This is a genomic window from Dactylosporangium sp. NPDC005572 (assembly GCF_040605515.1).
Lineage (GTDB): Bacteria > Actinomycetota > Actinomycetes > Mycobacteriales > Micromonosporaceae > Dactylosporangium.
Window position 1 is genome coordinate 36017 of the sequence record NZ_JBEXCY010000066.1, and the last position, 17894, is coordinate 53910.

The following is a 17894-nucleotide window of genomic DNA, read 5'->3' on the forward strand; positions in this document are numbered from 1 at the left end:
TGCGGTCCAGGAGTAGGCGGGCCGGGAGCGCGGGCCTTACGGGACCACGGTCACCGGCCAGCGGCCGGCCTTCACCAGCCGGACGGCCAGGGAGCCCACGAAGCGGTGGCCGAAGTGGCGCGACGAGCCGACGACCACCGCGTCCGCGCGCAGTTCGCCGGCGACGCGGACGATCTCCTGGTACGGGTCGCCGCGCACCGCGATGAACTCCGCGTTCACGCCGGCGTGCAGGGCACCCTGCTCGACCTGGCGGCGCATGTCCTCGGTCGCCTCCGCCGCCGCCTGCTCGACCGCCCCGGCGGCCTCGGCGACGAGGCGGCTTGCGGCGGGGACGCCGGTCACGTACACCACGACCAGCCGTGCGCGCTGGCGGCGGGCGAGGCCGGCCGCGTACGCGCCGGCGCGCATCGACGTGTCCGAACCATCGACACCGACGACGATGACCTTGGGGCCGTCGGTGCCCAGCTCGAAACTCACGGCAACAGCATGCCGCACGCGCCGGCGGGCCACGAGTCAGGGCGGCCCGAACCGGGCGCCCGGCATGAGGAGACCCGGCCGGCCGGCACAGCGCGGCGGCCCGTGAGCGGGCCGCCGCGAGGAAGTCGTGCCTACACCGTCGTGCCGGACTCCACGAGCACCGGCGGGCGGCGGTAGATGAAGCGGTCGGTGATGCCGAACCGCAGCACGAACGCGACCAGCAGCGTGGCCAGGTTCGCCAGCAGCTCGTTCGCGCCCCACCAGGCGACCAGCACCGCCAGCAGCGGCAGGCGCACCGCCAGGTCGGCGTTGTTCAGCAGCACGAACCGTGCGAAGCGGGCCGGCCACGGCCGGTCCCGGCGGGCCCGGAACACCACCAGGTCGACGAGGACGAAGTTCCAGCAGATCGCCACCTCCGTCGCCACGACCGCGGCCGGCAGGTAGTGCACGTGGAGGTGGTCCACGAGCAGCCACATGACGGCCAGGTTCGGCAGCACGCCGGAGGCGCCGGCCGCGCCGAAGCCGGCGAGCCGCAGGAGTCGGGTCACGCGTGCACCTGCCGCACGACGATCTCGCCGAAGCGGGCCACCACCGTGGACTCCGTGATGCCGGTCTGGAGCGTCGGCAGTTGGGCGAGGGTCGACTCGGCCTGGTCGGCCATGACGACGTAGTCGATCGACGCCACCCCCGCGGGAAGCACTGTCTCCATCACCTCAGGGTCGGTGTCCACCTTCCACAGCCAGACCGGCTTGGTGAAGCCGGCCAGCTTCAGGTCCATCCAGATGTAGTCGTCGGTGACGACCACCGCGTCGCGCGGGACGTGCTCGACGACCCAGCGGGTGGCGGCGCGGGAGTTGGCGCTGCCGTCGACGCGGGACTGCTCGACCATCGTCGACGCCCAGGCCGGTACGACGAGCACCGCCGCGACGAGCGCGGCGACGCCGGCCGCGAGCCGGGACAGCGGCATGCCGCGCCACACCAGGGCCCGCCGCCACACCACGTCGCCGGTGCCGGCGATCAGCAGGGCCGCGAACGGGAGCAGCGCGATGACGTAGGCGAACGGCATGTAGCCGCCGCGGCACATCATCACCACCTGGATGAGCAGCGCGATGCCGATCGGGCGCAGCCGGGCCACGGCGAGGCCCGCCGGCACCAGCAGTACACCTGAAAGAAGGAGCCAGGGATCGAGGTCGGTCCAGGACGTGGCCAGGCTGAACGTGCCCGACGACGGGTCCAGCAGGCTCCCGCTGCCCGACCGGCCGAAGAGCTGCCACCACAGGGACCAGGTCAGGCTGACGTGGCCCTCGCCGGGTAGCAGCTCGTTCTTGAGCAGGGCGAAGACCGGGTACGACGCGACGAGCACGCCGAAGGAGACGAAGAAGACGCCGAGGTTCCACACCCGGGTCCGCTTGTGGGTGTGCTGGACCAGCAGCCAGACCAGCGCCGGGAGCAGGATGACGATGGTCTCCTTGCACAGCGCGGCCGAGGCGAACCAGACGGCGCTCCACAGCGCCGCCGCGACGCTGCGCCGGGGCGACGCCGCCGCCGCGAGGGCGGCCAGCACGAACATGGTGGCCAGGTTGTCCAGGAACACCATGCGGTGGAAGTACACGGCCAGCGGCGACAGCGCGAACAGCGCGACCGCGACGGCCGCCCAGCCGCGGTTCAGCCGCAGCCGGCGGGCCAGCAGGAACAGCAGCGCGCAGCTGACCAGCACGGCGAGGAGCATGACCTCCCGGCCGACCATGACGGCGCTGGGCGCGCGGTCGAAGCCGTCGGTGAGCCCGGCGTAGCCGGCGATGATGGCCCAGCCGAGGAACGGGTGGTCGTACCAGTAGGTGTAGTGGGAGAGCGCGCCGTGGTCGAGCATGGCCCACGCCTGGTTGACGTAGGTGCCCTCGTCGTCGTTGATCCGGCCGGGCCAGCCGTGCAGGTTCCAGCCGTTGACGAGCCCGGCCACGAGCAGCAGCGGTCCCAGGATCAGGAGGCTTTTGCGGTGGTACCGCCAGCGCGACCCACGAGGAGCGTCCTGCTCGAGCGGAGCGCGGACCGGACTGCGCTCGACTTCGAGAACTGCGGTCATGCGGCGGCCTCCACGGCGAGCGCCGGGCGGTGGTGGCCGCCGTGCGCGGTCTTGTGCCAGGTGGTGTTGCCGTCGACGTGCTGCCACACGGCCCAGAACGCGGCGCCCATGAGCACCCACTGGTAGACCGGCGCCCCGACGAGCAGGAACGCGTAGTGGCGCCACAGCACCTTCTGCTTGTAGGCGCGGGCGAACTCGCGCAGCCCGAGGAGCTGCGTGGCGAGCGTGATGAGGATCGGCACGAACGGCGCGTACATGAGCATCGCCACGAACACCGGCACCTTGAGCCAGACGATGGTCGCGATCGACAGCGGCAGCAGCAGCGCGGAGAACGCCTGGAGGAACGGCGTGGCCAGGATGTAGCCGGCGAGCATCCGCTGGCGCAGCGTCGGCAGCGTCGACCAGCGGCCCTCGAGCAGGATGCTCAGGAAGCCCTGGTTCCAGCGGACCCGCTGCCAGAACAGCGACCCGGCCTTGCGGTCGCCGATCGTCTGCGGCACCTCCTCGCGCGTGGCCAGCTCGGGCTCGTACGCGGCGACGACCCGCGCGTTGTACCGCGTGCACAGCAGGACGCCGAGCGCGCAGTCCTCGGTGAGGTTGTCGGGCCAGCCGCCGGCCTTCTCCAGCAGCTCCCGCCGGATGAACACGGTGTTGCCGCCGAGCGGCACGAACCCGGTCCGCACCTGGTAGAACATGCGGCTGGTGAACCAGAAGAAGTACTCCATGACGTTGTGCACCTTGAACCAGTCGCGCACCCGCCGGCCGAGCGTCATGAGCTGCACCCCGCCCTGCACGACGTCGGCGTCGGTGCGGACCAGCAGCGTGTTGACCCGGGTGAGCAGCTGCGGAGCGACGTCGTCCTCGGCGTCGACCACGCCGATGACCGTGCCGGTGGACACGGCGAGGGCGGCGTTGAGCTGCCGCGGCTTGTTGGACTTCACGTACGGGCGCACGACGGTGCGCACCCGGTTCCCGGGGTCGTAGTTCGCCTGCACGCGGGAGACCTCGGCGATGGTGGCGTCGTCGCCCTCGCACAGCGACACCAGGATCTCGTAGTCGCCGTAGTCCTGTTCCAGGAGGTGGCGCAGGGTGCCGGCGATGACGAACTCCTCGTGCAGCGCGGGAACGATGATGGAGAACCGTTCCCGGTGCTCCTGTTCCCCGGCGGCGGGCCAGCGCATCTGCTCGACCGCCTCCGGGGTCCGCCAGCCGTAGAGGCGCCAGCGCACCTCCAGGGCGCCGACGACGGTGTTGTACAGGGCGACCGCGGTGACGAGCAGGGCCAGGACGGCCGCGCCGGACAGCGGCGAGACGACGAGGCCCACGGTCGCGGCGGCGATGAGCGCCAGGCCGGCGGCCCAGCGCGTCACCGGGCTGCCCAGCCAGGTGGCCAGGCGCAGCCACGGGAGCTGCCGCAGGTACAGCATCCCCTGCCGCACGTCGCCCTTGCTGGCCCCGGCCAGGCGCTGGCCGAAGTCGAGCGGCACCTCGGTGCGCCGCAGCCGCGGATAGCGGGCCAGGATCTCCAGCAGGATCTTGAACCCGCGGGACCGCAGCCGGTCGGGATCGACCTTGTCCAGCCTGATGCCGAAGAAGCCGGTCATGGGATCGGTGACGCCGCGCAGGGCGACCGGGAACGCGACCCGGGCCAGGATCGTCGAGCCGGTCGACACGACCTTGCGCAGCGGGCCGTCGAGGCCGCCGCTGCTGCCGCCCTCGCGGTACCGGCTGGCCATCACCAGGTCGTGGTCGTCGAGCGCGGCCAGCATCGCCGGCACCAGCTCCGGCGGGTGCTGCAGGTCGGCGTCCATGACGAGGGCCTTCGTGGCGCGGGCCCGCCGGTAGCCGTCGACGACCGCGCCGGCCAGGCCGCCGACCCGCTGCGCGCCGGTCCGGTGGAAGACGCGGACCCGCAGGTCGTCACGCTCCAGTTCGGCCGCGGCGAGGGTGATGGCGTCGACGGTACGGTCGTTGTCGCTGTCGTCGACGAAGAGCAGCTCGACGTCGGTGAGGACTGCGGACAACCGTTCGATCAGGGGGCCTACGTTGTCTTCCTCATGTCGGCAGGGGATGACGATGGTGGCCTTCACGCGAATCTCCTTGGTCGCTACAACCGGATGACCGAACAGCGCGCCAGTGCGCCGCCGCCGCTGTCGAAGTACTCGACCGTGATCGTGTGGTCGCCTTCGGTCAGGGCGGTTTCGTACGTGTAGGTGGTCGGCGGATGGTCGGACCAGCCGTCGATCACCACGGCACCGTCGATGGAGACCCGGATGCCGTCGTCACTGGTGGCGGTGATGCGGTACGTGCCGCCGGCCAGGTGGTCGGTCCTGGTCCAGCGGGTGGAGAAGCCGTCGGCGGGCACGCCCGCGACCGGGGCGCCGTCGCCCCAGTCGAAGTCGATGTCCGCCTCGTCGCGGGTCAGCAGGGGTTCGCCCGCGAGGCTCGTTCCGGCGTAGTAGGAGGCCGTCCACGGGGTCGGTGGCGGCGGATCGGCGGTCTTGTCGTAGCTGACGCGGGCGATGGCGCCGGCCGCCTGCTCGTAGTACTCGGCGACGATGACGTGGGCGCCCTCGGCGAGGTTGCGCTGCACGACGAACGTCGTCGGGGGCTGGTTGCGCCACTCGTCGAGGACCAGCACGCCGTCGACGTACAGCCGGACGCCGTCGTCGGCGACGACCCGGAACGTGTAGACGCCGGCGGCGAGGGTGTCGGTGCGGGTCCAGCGGGCCGACCAGCCGTCGGCCGGCAGGCCGGGGCCGGGGGCGCCGGTACCCCAGTCGAAGTCGACGGCCGAGTCCTGGCGCACGATCGCGGCGGTGCCCTCGAGCGCGGTGCCCGCGTAGTAGGCGCCGTCCCAGCCGGGCGGCGAGGTGACGTCGCCGACCCGCTGGTAGGTCAGGTGCAGCTGGTTCCCGGCGGCGTTCTCGTAGTACTCGACCCGGATCTCGTGCGGGCCGCCGAGGAGCAGCTTGTCGCCGGTGAACGCCTCGTTCTGCTCCCGCCACTTGTCGACCACGGGCTGCCCGTCGACGAACACGCGGATCCCGTCGTCGGCGGTGCCGGAGAACCGGTACAGGCCGGACGGCAGCACGTCGGTGCGGGTCCACACGCCGACGAAGTGGTCGTCGCCGATGCCACCGCCGGGGGAGCCGTCGAGCTGGATCGCGTTCTCCGGGCGGGAGAGGTCGGGAACGCGGTCCGGGATCGCCGGGGCGCTCCCGGCGCCGGGCGTGTTCCAGTAGCGGGCGGTCCACTGTGGAGCGGGCGGGATGTCCGCCGTACGGGTCCAGGCCAGGCGGGCCAGGGCGCCGGCCGCGTTCTCGTAGTACTCCATGACGATCGTGTGCGCGCCGGCGCCGAGCACCAGGCTCGCCGAGTACTCGGTGACGCCCTGGTCGCCCCAGTGGTCGATCACCTTCTGCCCGTCGACCCACAGCCGCACGCCGTCGTCGCTGGCCGTGGTGAAGTCGTAGATCCCGGCGGTGAGGGTCACGGATCGCGTGTACCGGGCGACGAAGTGGTCGGCGTCGATCGCGGGATCGGGCGAGCCGAGCCCCCAGTCGTGGTCGACGACGGCCTCGTCGCGGCTCAGCTGCGGCCGGGTGGCCGGGATCGTCGGCGCGGAGCCGGCGCCGGGCGTGTTCCAGTACTCGGCCAGGAACACGTCGCGCGGCTGGTCCGGCGTCGTCTCCCAGGTGAGCTTCGCGCTCGCGTCGACGACGTTGTCGTAGAACTCCAGCCGGATCGCGTGCTCCCCGGCGGCGAGGTCGGCGACGTGGTCGTAGGCGGTCGGGCCCTGGTCGTGCCACTGGTCGATGACGAGCTGGTCGTCGATGTACAGCCGGGCGCCGTCGTCGGAGGCGATCGTGAACCGGTAACGGCCGGCGGCGAAGAACTCCCGCTTCGACCAGCGGGCGGAGAAATGGTCCGGGTCGACGCCGGGACCGGGGGAGTCGGTCGACCAGATGAAGTCGACCTTCGGGTCCTCCCGGACCAGCACCGGCGAACCCTGCAGGTTCTGGTTGTTGAAGAACTCGGCGGTGAACGGCGCCGACGGCGCGTAGTTCGCGGTCCACGTCGCGTCCGTCGCCGGCGTGGTGACGAAGTGCCGGATCGCGCCGCCGTCGGACCAGCCGGTGAAGTGGTACACGGTGCCGTTCGCGTCGACCGCGGTCGGCGGGGCCGCGATCTCCCGTTTGAAGCCGGTGACGCCGTGCACCGCGTCGGGCGTCGGGATCGGCACACCGTCGAGGGTCAGCCCGAGGCCCGGCGGGTTCGTCCTGAACGTCATCACCGACGTGTTCGGGTAGATGAACGTGGACCTGCTGGTCGACAGGCCGTTGCGGTCGGTCGCGGTCACCTTGAGCTCGAACCAGGTGTCGGCGGACGCCTCGCCCGTGGTCGGGATCGTGAACGTGCCGACCCGGCCGGTCAGCGGCCCGACGAACGGGTGCAGGTGGGTGTTGTGGTGCAGGAAGACCTCGGTCTTCAGGTCGCCGTCGCTGACGTCGAACCCGGCGGCGTCGTTGCCGAACACGTTGTAGGTGATGGTGTCGCCCGAGTCGTACCTGGCCCCGTCGACCGGCGCCGCGATCGTCACCGTCGGCGGGGTGCCGACCTGGATCACGATGGGTCTCGATGTCACCGTGTTCTGCCCGTCGGAAACGCTGAGCGTCACCGGATACACGCCGACCGCGGTGTAGGTCTTCACCGGGTTGGCGGCGGTGCTCGTGCTGCCGTCGCCGAGATCCCAGTGGTACTGCAGGTCGTCGCCGTCCGGATCGCTCGTGCCGGCGCTGGAGAAGTGCACGGTCAGCGGCGCCTCGCCGCCGGTCGAGTCCGAGCCGGCCTTCACCACCGGCGAGCTGCCGGCCAGGCTGTAGGAGACGCGGTAGAGCTGGCCGGGGAAGTAGGTGATGTAGTACAGCGACCCGTCGGGCGCCACCTTGAGGTCGACGACGCTGCCCGCGTCGGCGTCGAAGTCGCGGACCTGGGTGATCTGGCCGGCGTCGTCGAGCAGCGCCTGCTTGATGAAGCCGCGGGAGTAGTCGCCGAAGAACAGGCTGCCCTGGTACTCCGGGGGGAACTGCGAGCCGCGGTAGACCGGGCCGGCGGTGACCGCGCCGCTGCCCCCGTCGTGGTTGTAGGCGGTCAGCGGGTCGCGGTAGCCGGCGCAGCCCGTGGTGCAGCGGCCCTCGTGGACCGGCCAGCCGTAGTTGCCGCCCTTGACGACGAGGTTGAGCTCCTCCCACGTGTAGTCGCCGACGTCGCCGGAGTAGAGCCGCCCGGTCGCGCTGTCGAACTGGAACCGCCACGGGTTGCGGAAACCATATGCCCAGATCGCGCCGAGCTTTCCCGGCTGCCCGGCGAACGGGTTGTCCGCCGGAATCGATCCGTCGGGATTGATGCGCAGGATCTTGCCGTGCGGGTTGGACAGGTCCTGCGCGTTCGGCGGGTATCCGTTGTCGCCGACGGCGAAGTACAGCTTGCCGTCGGGGCCGAACCGGATGGAGCCGCCGACGTGCAGCAGCTGCGAGGGCGACTGTGTCTGAAAAATGGTGTACGGGCCGTCGGTGCCGATATCGCCGGAAGCGTCGAAACGCACCAGGTGATTCAGCAGGTCGTGCCCCGTGTAATAAAAGTAGACATAGTGGTTCGCGACGCCGAAACCGGGATCGAATGCGATGCCGATGAGCCCGCGGTCACCCGACGCCTCCGACGGCAGGTCGGCGAAGGGCTGCGTGAGCAGGTGCCCGTCCTTGAAGATCTTGATTTTCCCGGTGCGTTCCAGGATGAAAATGCGGCCGTCCGGGGCGATCTCGAATCCGCTCGGGCCGTCGAGTCCGGCGCCGACGACGAGCTGCGTGGCGAATCCGGGCGGGGTTGCGGCACGCGCCGGTGGCATCGGCCCGACGAGCGACGCCACGAGTGTCAGCAATATGACAAAAGCCAGGTACTTCCGCACGGCTCACCCCACGAATCGGCCACCGCGGCAAATCGTGGGGTGCCCGTGTAAGGCGGCAATAGCGATTCCGGGAATGCGCGGTGACGATATTGGGTCGACGTTGTTTCGGCCGTCGCGGTGTACGGCCGAATTGCCCGGCCGGAAACACGCCGGTCGTCAGGTCGTTACCGGTAACGATTCGTATCCGCGCAGTACACGCGTCGGCCGTCGATGGGCCACGCCGTTTTCCCGCAGGCCGGGGTACCGCTCGAAGAGCATCCGCAGGCCGATCTCGCCCTCCAGGCGGGCCAGGGCGGCGCCGAGGCAGTAGTGCACCCCACCGGAGAACGACAGGTGCTCGCGGGCGTTGGCCCGGGTCACGTCGAACCGGGCCGGGTCGGCGAACACGGCCGGGTCGCGGTTGGCCCCGCCGAGCATCGGCACGATCACCTGGCCGGGCCGGACGGTGACGCCGCCGACCCCGGTCTCCCGCCGGCAGATCCGGGCCGTGCTCTGCACCGGCGAGTCGTACCGCAGCATCTCCTCGACCGCACCGGGCCAGCGCGCCGGCTCGGCCCGCAGCAGCTCCAGCTGCTCGGGGTGGCGCATGAGCAGGGCGGCGCCGCTGCCGAGCAGGTTCACCGTGGTCTCGAACCCGGCGGCCAGCAGCAGCCCGGCCGTGGCGAGCAGCTCGTCGTCGGTGAGTTGCTCGCCTTCCAGGTGGACGAGCCTGCTCAGCAGGTCGTCGCCGGGCGCTGCGCGCAGGCGCGCGAAGTGGCCGCGCAGCCAGTCGTTGCTCGCCTTGATGCCGCGCTCGGTCCGGCGGTACACCCGGAAACCCAGGCCGATGTCGAGCGTCGGCGCGGCCGCGGCGCCCCACGCCAGGAACTGCCGGCGCATCTCCTGCGGCACGCCGAGGATGTCGGCGATCACCGTCACCGGCAGCAGCGCGGCGTAGTCGGCGACGAGCTCCGCCGGCTTGTCCCGCAGTAGCTCCTCGCAGGTCTGCTCGATCCGCGGCCGCAGCCCCTCGATGGCGCGGGCGGTGAACACCTTCGCGACGAGGCGGCGGTACCGCGTGTGGTCCGGGGGATCGACGACGAGCATTGACGGGGGATCGACCGGTCCGATCGGCGACGTGCGGCGGCTGAGCCGGAACAGCAGGGCGACGCCGGTCGGCAGGCGCCGCTCGCTGACCCCGACCCCGAACGCGTCGCTGCGCAGGACGGCCGAGGCGACGTCGTGCCGCGCGGTCGCCAGCATGAGCTCGCCGCGCACGACCGGACCGGCGTCACGGACCCGGTCGTAGAACGGGTACGGGTCGGCCCGGACGGCGGGGTCGTGGAAGAACCCCGCCAGCCGGTCCCCCCGCCGCGCGGCGCGCCGGACGGCCATCCGCATGAACCCGTGCTTGGTAGCCCACCGCAACCCCGTCCCCGCCATCCCTTCTTGGTACTACACGGTACCAAGAAGGTCAACGGCCGGGCTCCAGGACAGGGCCTACGGCTGACCTGGGTTGAGGGCGACGAACAGGGCCTCCCCGTCGGCGCACAGGGTGTCGCCGTGGTGCAGGGTCGCGGTCACGAACCGCTTGCGGCCCTCGATCCGGTCGACCGTGCCGGTGATCCGCAGCGGCGCGCCGATCGGGGTGATCGAGCGGTAGTTGACGTGCAGGTACGCGGTGCGCGAGACCGGCCGGCCGGTGTTGGCCAGCCGGCCCAGCACCTCGTCGAAGACCAGCGGGATGACCCCGCCGTGGGCGGCGCCGTTCGCGCCGAGGTAGTAGCGGCCCATGGTGAGGCGGACCACGACGTGCTGCTCGTCCCACTCGTCGTACTCCAGCGGCGGGATGAGCGCCTGCCCCCGGCCGATCAGGTCCGACCGGCGGCCCGCGATCATCGCGTGCTCGTCCACCTCGTACGTCTCGGCCGCGGCGGCGATCTTCTCCAGCATGTCGGCGATCTCGGTGACGACCGCCTCGGGGGCGTCCGCCGCGGTGATGCCCTCCTGGACCCGGCGCAGCGCCTCGATCATGCGGCCGAAGTCCGGGCCGCCGCCGTCGGTGCGGTACGTGCGCGGCCGGAAGCCGCCGATGTTGCCGGGCTCGCTCATCCCCGCAGTGTCCGCCGGGCGGGCGGCCGGACGGGAGGAAGTGTGATGGATCCGCCTCAACCGTCGGCCCGTTGTCGCGGGATCCGGGCCTCGCCGGCGAGGCCGGCGAGCAGGGCGCGCAGGTCGACACCGGTGAGGTCGGTGCCGAGCTGCAGGCCCTGGGCGACGTTCGCCGCCACCGACTTCGTGAGCGCCGTCGCACCGTCGGTCGAGATGACCGTCATCGTGTCGATCTCGCCGATCGGGCGGCTGGCCGCGTCGACGACCTCCGGCAGGACCCGGACCAGCAGGTCCAGGACGGCGGCCTGGCCGTACCCGCCGAACGCCTCGGCCTTGGCCCGCATCGCCGCCGCCTCGGCCTCGCCCCGGGCCCGCATCGCGGCGGCCTCCGCCTCGCCGCGGGCCAGGATCGCCTGGGCCTCAGCGGCGGCCTCCAGCCGCAGCGCCTCCGCCGCCGCGCCGCGCCGGGCCCGTTCCGCCTCGGCCTCCTGCTCCACCTGGTACCGCGCCGCGTCGGCCGGCCGGCGGACCTCCACGTCCAGCTGGCGCTGGCGCAGCTCGGCCGCCTGCTCGGCCACCTTCTGCCGCTCGGCCAGCACCGACTGCTCCTTCTCGGCCTGCGCGATCGGCCCGGCGCTGGCGGAGCGCGCGTTGGCGGCGTCGATCTCCGCCTGGACCGCGGCCTTCTTCACCGCCAGGTTGCGCTCCGCCTCGGCGATCACCTCCTCCGCCCGCATCCGCTCCTGCTCGGCGTTCTGCCGGGCCTGAGCCTCGGCGACCGCGGCCGCCCTGTGCACCCGGGCGGCCTCGGGGCGGCCGAGGTCCTCCAGGTAGGTGCCGGCGGTGCGGATGTCCTCGAGCTGGAACACGTCGAGCACCAGCCCCTGGTGGGTCAGCGTCCGCTCGGCCTCCTCGGCCACGTGCGCGGCGAACCCGGCCCGGTCGCGGATGATCTCCTCGACGGTGAGCCGGCCGATGACCGAGCGCAGCGCCCCGGCGAGGACCTGCGCGGTGAACGCCTCGATGCGTGACTGCTGGTGCAGGAACCGCTGCGCGGCCGGGCGGATCATCTCCGCGGTGCCGCCGACCTTGACGATCGCGACGGCGTCGGCGTCGCAGCGGATGCCCTGCTTGCTCACGGCCGCGGTGACCTGGACCGGGATCTCCCGGCTGGACAGGTCGAGCACGTGCAGCCGCTGCACGACCGGCAGCACGAAGACGGCGGCGCCCATCACGACCTTCTGCCCGGACAGGTCGGTGGTCACGCTGCCGTCGGCGGCCGTGACCGAGCGGCCCTTGCGGCCGGTCACGATGAACGCCTCGTTCGGCCCGGCGACCCGTACGCGGGCCAGCACGGACGCGACGACGAGCACGGCGAGCAGGGCGAGCCCGCCGATCGCGATTACCAGGGGTGTCATGGTCTTTCGTCGACCTCCTTCTGGTCGAGCCTTGCGTCGAGCTTCAGGAACTCGTCGAGCGGCGCGACGTGGACGCTGGTGGGGCTGTTGACCCCGATCACGACCACGGTCACGCCGAGGGCGAGCGGCCGGTCCGCCCGCGCGTGGAACCTCATCGGCTGCCCGTGGTACGACAGCCGCACCTGCCCGAGCCCGCCGGCCGGCACCTCGCTGATCACCACGCCGGTCGCCCCGACGAGACCGGCGCTGTGCGGCGTGGCGTCGGTCGGCATCCCGGCCACGGCGGCGACGAACCGCCCCGTGAGCCAGGCGGCGGGAATGCCGGCGGCGAGCCCGGCAACGCTCCCCAGCAGCGCCGCTCTGGCGCCGCCCCAGCCGGCCACCTCGACGGCGATGGCGCCGCCGAACCCGAACACGCCGGTGAACCCGCTGACGGCGGGCCAGCCGAACCCGCTACGCCGTCCTCTGAGGACCTTCGGGAGATGCCGGAACCGCAACGACAGCAGTCCCATCAGCAGGCTGAGCCCGCCTATGGCCAGAAACGTGAGCGTCACGGCGCTCATTCGCCTCGCGCGCCTTCCCCGTCGGATCCGGCGGCACGGCGCCGGGACCCACAGTCCTGAATGTAAGCCCGCGCGGCACCGGCGGGTGGTCCCCGATTCGAGCGACGTACGTCACGTTCCGCCGGGCCCGGTGACTCAGGGTTGTCCCCGAGGGCAGGGCGGCCGGGCGGCCCTACGATCGATGTGGCGGCCGGATCCGATCGGCGGGTCGTGGGCTGTCCGGAAGGGACGGGGGATCATGGAGATCTCCGGCATCTTCACCGCACTCGTCATCGGCCTGATCATCGGCGCGCTGGGGCGCCTGGTCCTGCCCGGCCGCCAGCAGATCGGCTTCTGGCTCACCCTCCTCATCGGCGTGGTGGCCGCGCTGCTCGGCACGTTCGTCGCCGCGATCTTCGGCGTGGCCAACACGGCCGGCATCGACTGGATCGAGCTCGCGCTCCAGGTCGCCTTCGCCGCGGGCGGCGTGGCGGCCGTGGACGGCATCCGCGGCGGCCGCGACCGCCGAGCCATCGAACGCTGACGTAGTCCCCGCTGACGGCGCCCGGCCCGCCCGGGCACCGCCGGCGACGGCCTGCGGGTTCGCGATTTCCTGGGCCTGCGGGCTCCTGGGCTGGCGGGTTCGCAGGCTTCCGCGCTTCTACGTCTCCGGGCTTTCGGTCTCCGCACCTCGGGGCTTACATGCTCCCGCGTTCCCGCGGGTTCTCGTGCTCCCGGGGTTTCCGTGCTCTCGTGTTCCCACGGTCCCGGGTTTCGTCGCTTGCGTGGGCGGTGGTGGGTGTGTGCTTCGCGCGGTATTCCTGACCGGAATCCTTGTTCCCCTCAGGAATACCGCGCGGTCGGGACCGTGGCCTGGGTCAGGCGGTGCGCAGGGTCAGTTCGGTGATCTCGCTTGGGGCGAAGACGCGGAACGGCGGGCCCCAGAAGCCGGTGCCGCGGCTGGTGAACAGCTGGGTGCGGGCGCCGTGGCGGGTCAGGCCCTGCACGACCGGCTGGTCGAGGCGGACCAGGTAGTGGAACGGCCAGATCTGGCCGCCGTGGGTGTGGCCGGACAGCTGGAGGTCGACGCCGTGGGTGACGGCCGCGTCGATCTGCTTCGGCTGGTGGGCCAGCAGCAGGACCGGCAGCGCCGGGTCGGCACCGGCCAGGGCGGCCTCGTGGTCGGCGCGGTGGCCGGGCAGGCCGGTGCCGGCCGCGGTGCGGTCGTCGACGCCGGCGACGACCAGGGAGTCGCCGCCGCGGGTCACCAGGACGTGGCGGTTGTGCAGCGGCTCCCAGCCCAGAGTTTGCATGTGGCTGAGCCAGCCGTCGGCCTCGCCGAAGTACTCGTGGTTGCCCGTCACGTACACCCGCGCGTAGCGGGCCCGGATGTCGGCGAGCGGGGCGGCCTGCCCGGTGCGCTGGGCGACGGTGCCGTCGGCGATGTCGCCGGTGTGCGCGACGATGTCGGGGTCGAGCGCGTTGACCGCCTCGGTCACGCCGCGGGACCAGCGGACGCGGTCGATCGGGCCGTAATGGGTGTCGGTGAGCAGGACCACGCGGAGGCCGTCCAGGCCCGCGCCGAGGCGGGGGATCGTCACCGTCACGCGGCGGACGCGCGGGATGCGCATCGCCTCGAGGTACCCCCAGATCCCGATGGTGACGGAGACCACCGCGGTGAAGGCGGCGGTGACCCGGGACCGCACCGGGTCGTCGACACCGGAGGCCAGCAGGACGAGCCGCAGCACGTCGCCGGCGAGCGCCCAGACGAACAGGATCCAGATGGCGCCGAGGATGGTGTCGCCGATGCGGGCGGCCACGTCGTTGTGGCGGGCGTGGCCGAGGATCATGAGCAGCGGGAAGGCGACGGCGGCGCCGGCGAACAGCACGGTGCCGGCGGCCACCACCGGGGTGGGCCAGGCGTTGCCGGAGACGACGAGCGACCACCACGGCACGCCGAAGAGCAGCGCCAGCACGGCCGTGAGGGTGAGGCCGAACGTCAGCGGCCGGAGGAGTGACCTGCGCCGCGGTGCCGGTACCGCTTCAGTCGTCGCCATCCTTGAAGCATGCCACGCGGATCCTGTGAAGATCCTCAGTGGAACTTGCGGGCCGAGCTGTCCCGGTTCTGGGCGGCGGCGGTGTCGCCGAACGTGCGGCGTAAGAGCTCGTGCTCGTGGCGGCGGGCCGCGGTGACGTCCCGCATCGTGACCACCATGCCGCGCACGAGCCGGTCGTCGCGCAGGTCGCGGAACACGACCTCGACGAGCACGCGGGTGCCGTCGGGGCGGGCCAGGCTCCAGGTGTCGCGGGTGCTGTCCCGCTCGCCGGCGCGGGCCCGCTCGACGGTGCGGGCGACCTGGGCGCGGTCCTCGGGGTCGACGATCTCCTTGAGCGTGGCGAACGGCGTCGGCCAGACCCCCAGGACGTCGGTGACGGACGGGCTGGTGTACCGCACCCGCTCGTCGTCGTCGAGCACCAGCACGACGTCGTTGGAGTGCGCGGTGACGGCCCGCAGGTAGTCGTCGCTGTCGCGGCGGCTCGCGGCGTCGGTGAGGCTGATCCGGGCCAGCGCGAGCGCGGCCTGCCCGGCCAGCACGGACACCGCGTCGAGGACGGTGAGCAGGTCCTCGCGGTCGGCGGCGACGTACAGCACGCCGGCGTCGAGCGGGCACACCATGACATGGTCGAAGCCGTCGAACCGCTCGGCCCACAGCGGCGCGATGTCGGCGACGGGCACGATCCGCGGCGCCGACAGCTCGCCCAGCGGCAGCAGGTCGGTGAGGCTGAAGTCGAGGACGATGTCGTGCGGGGCGTCGGCGGGCAGCAGGGTGCCGACGGCCGACCGCACGGCCGACGCGACCGCGCCCGCGTCGGTGGCGCCGACGAGGACCGTGCCGGCCCGGCGCAGCGCCTGCTCGCGGCGCAGTGCGCCGGCGTGCTTGCCGACGGCGTCGCTGAGCCGGATGACCAGCAGCGCCAGGGTGATGCCGAACCCGATCGCGATCACCGGGCCGTCGCTGACCTCGCCGGTCATCGCCTGCACCAGCAGTACCAATGGAGCAAAGGCGACGGACACGAGGAGCACGACCATGCCGAGGCCGGCGCCCGGCTCACGGCCGCGGCGCAGGGCACCGCCCGCGGGTGCGGTGAGCTGGACCATCGACGGCTGGAGCGCGGCGGCACCCCAGGCCGCGTACAGCACCGCGTACGCCAGGTCGGCCGGGCCGCCCGGGGCCAGCCCGCCGTGGGCCTGCGCGACGCCGTACGCGACGTCGCCCACCAGCATCCCGGCGGCGCCGGCGGCGAGCAGGACCGCGGCCGGGTTGCGCCGCCCGGCGGTGACGAGCCGGACGGTGACGACGAGGACGACGACGTCACCGAGCGTGTACGCGGCCTGGACTGACCACTCCGACGCGCTCACGCCGCCGACGTCGAGCCGCGGGCCGCCGATGAACACCCAGCCGGCCAGCAGCGCGGCGCAGCCGAGCGCCAGCAGGTCGAGCAGGCGCGAACGGTCGTCGAGGGTCGCCGTCTGGCGGGTCAGGCCGATGAGCGCGGCCGCCACGATCGGGAACATCAGCAGATAGGCGGCGCTGGCCAGCGGCGGCGGGTCGGTGGCCTGCGAGACCAGACCGTAGGTGAAGTCGCCGACCATCATGGCCAGCAGCGCGGCGGCCAGGGCCCACCAGGCGCCCGAGCGCTCCGGCCGCTGCCGCAGGATGCCGACGACGACGGCCACGGCGCCGCAGGTGCCGATGCCGGCCCAGGCCACGGAGTCGTACTGCGGGGCGATGAGCAGCACGCTGAGGAACGCCGCCAGCAAAGCGACGTAGGTGGCCGTGATCCGTTGCCCTGTCGACATCCTTTACCTTCTATACCATGGGGCCGGTCAGCCCCGCAGCGTTTCCAGGTCGTGTTCCAGCAACGGGGTGACCCATGCCCGGCGCTCCCGCGCCACCTCGCCGACCATCGCCCGGCTCGGCATCTCCGCCAGGAGCAGCAGGTGAAACTGGACGCGGTACAGCGCGAGCCGCGTCCGCTCGCTGCCGGTGAACACGGGCGCGGTGCCGCCGTGGTAGCCGCGCAGGACCGGGTGGTCGCGCTCGTCCTCGAGGCGGTGCCCGATCGCCGTGCAGACGAAGTCGTACAGCGGGTCGCCCCAGAAGTACCGCTCCCCGTCGACGAGCCCGGTGAACACGCCGTCCTGGCACAGCACGTTGCCGTCCCACAGGTCGAAGTGCACGAGCGCGGGCCGCTGCACCTCGTCGAGCGCGTCTGCGTGACGCTCGATCGTCGCCAGGATGTCGTCGTCGCCCGCCGGCAGCTCGACGCCCCAGTCGCGCGCGTCGGCCAGCAGACCCGCGGTCATGCTCGCGAACGCCTCCCGCCAGGTGGCGCCGCCGGCCCGGCCGCCGCCGTCGTACCCGAACGCGGTCCCGGTCACGGTGTGCAGCTTCCTGAGCGCCGCCCCGAGTTGCGTGCGGACGCCGCCGGCGTCGGTCCCCTCGGGCAGTTCGGTCAGCGGCCGCCCGGGCAGCAGCCCGACCACCACGACGTCGTCGTCCGCGTGCAGCACCGGCGGGACGGGCACGCCGGGGGCATGCTGCCGCACGAGCCGGTAGTAGCGGGCCTCGGCGGCGATGATCCCCAGCTCGTACCGCAGCAGCCGGCACCCGGGCGGCGGCCCGACCTTGACCACGGCCTCGGTCCCGTCGTCGAGGGTGACCCGCCAGACCGCCGCGAACGTCCCGCCCGACAGCGGTCCACAGTGGACTACGGTCCGCTCGAAGCGCTCCTTGAGCAGGGCGGCCACGTCGTGCGGGGTCAGCTGGCGCTGGGTCGGGCTGATCACGTCTGACACCCCGCCACCCTACGGCGTCCGCGTCGCCGGCGGTGTCCCGTGTTCCCGGGCGTTGCGGCGTTCCTGGGTGTTCCCGCCGTCTGTGGTCGGTCCTCTGCTGCATGTGCCCTTCGTTCTCTGCTCCGTCCGTCTCTCGCCCTCCGCGCCCGCTGCCTTCTACGCCCTCTGCCTTCGTGCCCTGCGCCCTCTCTCACCCCCGTGGGCGGCGGAGGGTGTTGCCCGGCGGGTTGGTCGGTCGACTGACCGAACTCACGGTCTTGCGGGTTGGTCGGTCAGCTGACCGGACCTACGCCCGGTTGGTCGGTCGACCGACTGAGTCCACGGCCTGGCAGGTAGGTCGGTCGACCGACCGAACTCACGGACCCAGCAGGTCGGGGGGTGTGGGGGAGTGGAGGGCGCGGCGCGGCGGACGCGGGAGGTGGAGGGTGCTGTCCGGCGGGTTGGTCGGTCGACC

At 72.4% G+C, this 17894-nt stretch carries 13 protein-coding genes; 1 reads left to right on the plus strand and 12 read right to left on the minus strand.

All coding sequences use genetic code 11. The features are described from left to right. Positions 1-36 precede the first annotated feature (36 nt). From ABZS66_RS28400 to ABZS66_RS28440, 9 genes are all read right to left on the minus strand, one after another. Positions 37-477, minus strand: coding sequence for a universal stress protein (locus ABZS66_RS28400; RefSeq protein WP_354762814.1), 441 nt, complete (start codon positions 475-477; stop codon positions 37-39). Between the two features lie 131 nt (positions 478-608). After that, the gene (locus ABZS66_RS28405; protein ID WP_354762816.1) at positions 609-1025 is read right to left on the minus strand and encodes a GtrA family protein; all 417 of its coding nucleotides are present in this window, start codon (positions 1023-1025) and stop codon (positions 609-611) included. Further along, complete coding sequence (locus ABZS66_RS28410; protein ID WP_354762818.1) at positions 1022-2560, minus strand: glycosyltransferase family 39 protein; 1539 nt, start codon at positions 2558-2560, stop codon at positions 1022-1024. Before ABZS66_RS28410 ends, ABZS66_RS28405 begins: the two co-directional genes overlap by 4 nt. Continuing rightward, a complete protein-coding gene (locus ABZS66_RS28415; protein ID WP_354762820.1) occupies positions 2557-4650 on the minus strand; it encodes a glycosyltransferase in 2094 nt (697 codons plus the stop codon). The genes ABZS66_RS28410 and ABZS66_RS28415 overlap by 4 nt, the downstream gene beginning before the upstream one ends. Positions 4651-4667: 17 nt before the next feature. Beyond that, positions 4668-8489 carry a PA14 domain-containing protein gene (locus tag ABZS66_RS28420; RefSeq protein ID WP_354762822.1) on the minus strand — a complete coding sequence of 1274 codons (3822 nt, stop codon included), beginning with the start codon at positions 8487-8489 and terminating at the stop codon, positions 4668-4670. Between the two features lie 195 nt (positions 8490-8684). Continuing rightward, the gene (locus ABZS66_RS28425) at positions 8685-9908 is read right to left on the minus strand and encodes a cytochrome P450 (RefSeq protein ID WP_354762824.1); all 1224 of its coding nucleotides are present in this window, start codon (positions 9906-9908) and stop codon (positions 8685-8687) included. A gap of 99 nt (positions 9909-10007) precedes the next feature. Continuing rightward, complete coding sequence (locus ABZS66_RS28430) at positions 10008-10619, minus strand: PaaI family thioesterase (RefSeq protein ID WP_354762826.1); 612 nt, start codon at positions 10617-10619, stop codon at positions 10008-10010. A 56-nt stretch (positions 10620-10675) separates the two neighbouring features. After that, positions 10676-12037 carry an SPFH domain-containing protein gene (locus ABZS66_RS28435; protein WP_354762828.1) on the minus strand — a complete coding sequence of 454 codons (1362 nt, stop codon included), beginning with the start codon at positions 12035-12037 and terminating at the stop codon, positions 10676-10678. Beyond that, positions 12034-12591, minus strand: a complete 558-nt coding sequence (locus tag ABZS66_RS28440; protein WP_354762830.1) for a hypothetical protein — start codon at positions 12589-12591, stop codon at positions 12034-12036. Before ABZS66_RS28440 ends, ABZS66_RS28435 begins: the two co-directional genes overlap by 4 nt. A 247-nt stretch (positions 12592-12838) precedes the next feature. On the opposite strand from ABZS66_RS28440, the gene ABZS66_RS28445 reads away from it, so the two are divergent. Beyond that, positions 12839-13123, plus strand: coding sequence for a GlsB/YeaQ/YmgE family stress response membrane protein (locus ABZS66_RS28445; protein ID WP_354762832.1), 285 nt, complete (start codon positions 12839-12841; stop codon positions 13121-13123). A 334-nt stretch (positions 13124-13457) separates the two neighbouring features. On the opposite strand, the gene ABZS66_RS28450 is transcribed toward ABZS66_RS28445, so the two are convergent. The 3 genes from ABZS66_RS28450 to ABZS66_RS28460 are packed head-to-tail and all read right to left on the minus strand — an operon-like array spanning position 13458 to position 17440. Next, positions 13458-14636 carry a metallophosphoesterase gene (locus tag ABZS66_RS28450; RefSeq protein ID WP_354762834.1) on the minus strand — a complete coding sequence of 393 codons (1179 nt, stop codon included), beginning with the start codon at positions 14634-14636 and terminating at the stop codon, positions 13458-13460. A 35-nt stretch (positions 14637-14671) separates the two neighbouring features. Next, complete coding sequence (locus ABZS66_RS28455) at positions 14672-16441, minus strand: PAS domain S-box protein (protein ID WP_354762836.1); 1770 nt, start codon at positions 16439-16441, stop codon at positions 14672-14674. 27 nt (positions 16442-16468) lie between these two features. Continuing rightward, on the minus strand, positions 16469-17440 hold the full coding sequence (locus ABZS66_RS28460; protein WP_354762838.1) for an aminoglycoside phosphotransferase family protein: 972 nt from the start codon (positions 17438-17440) through the stop codon (positions 16469-16471). Between the last annotated feature and the right edge of the window lie 454 nt (positions 17441-17894).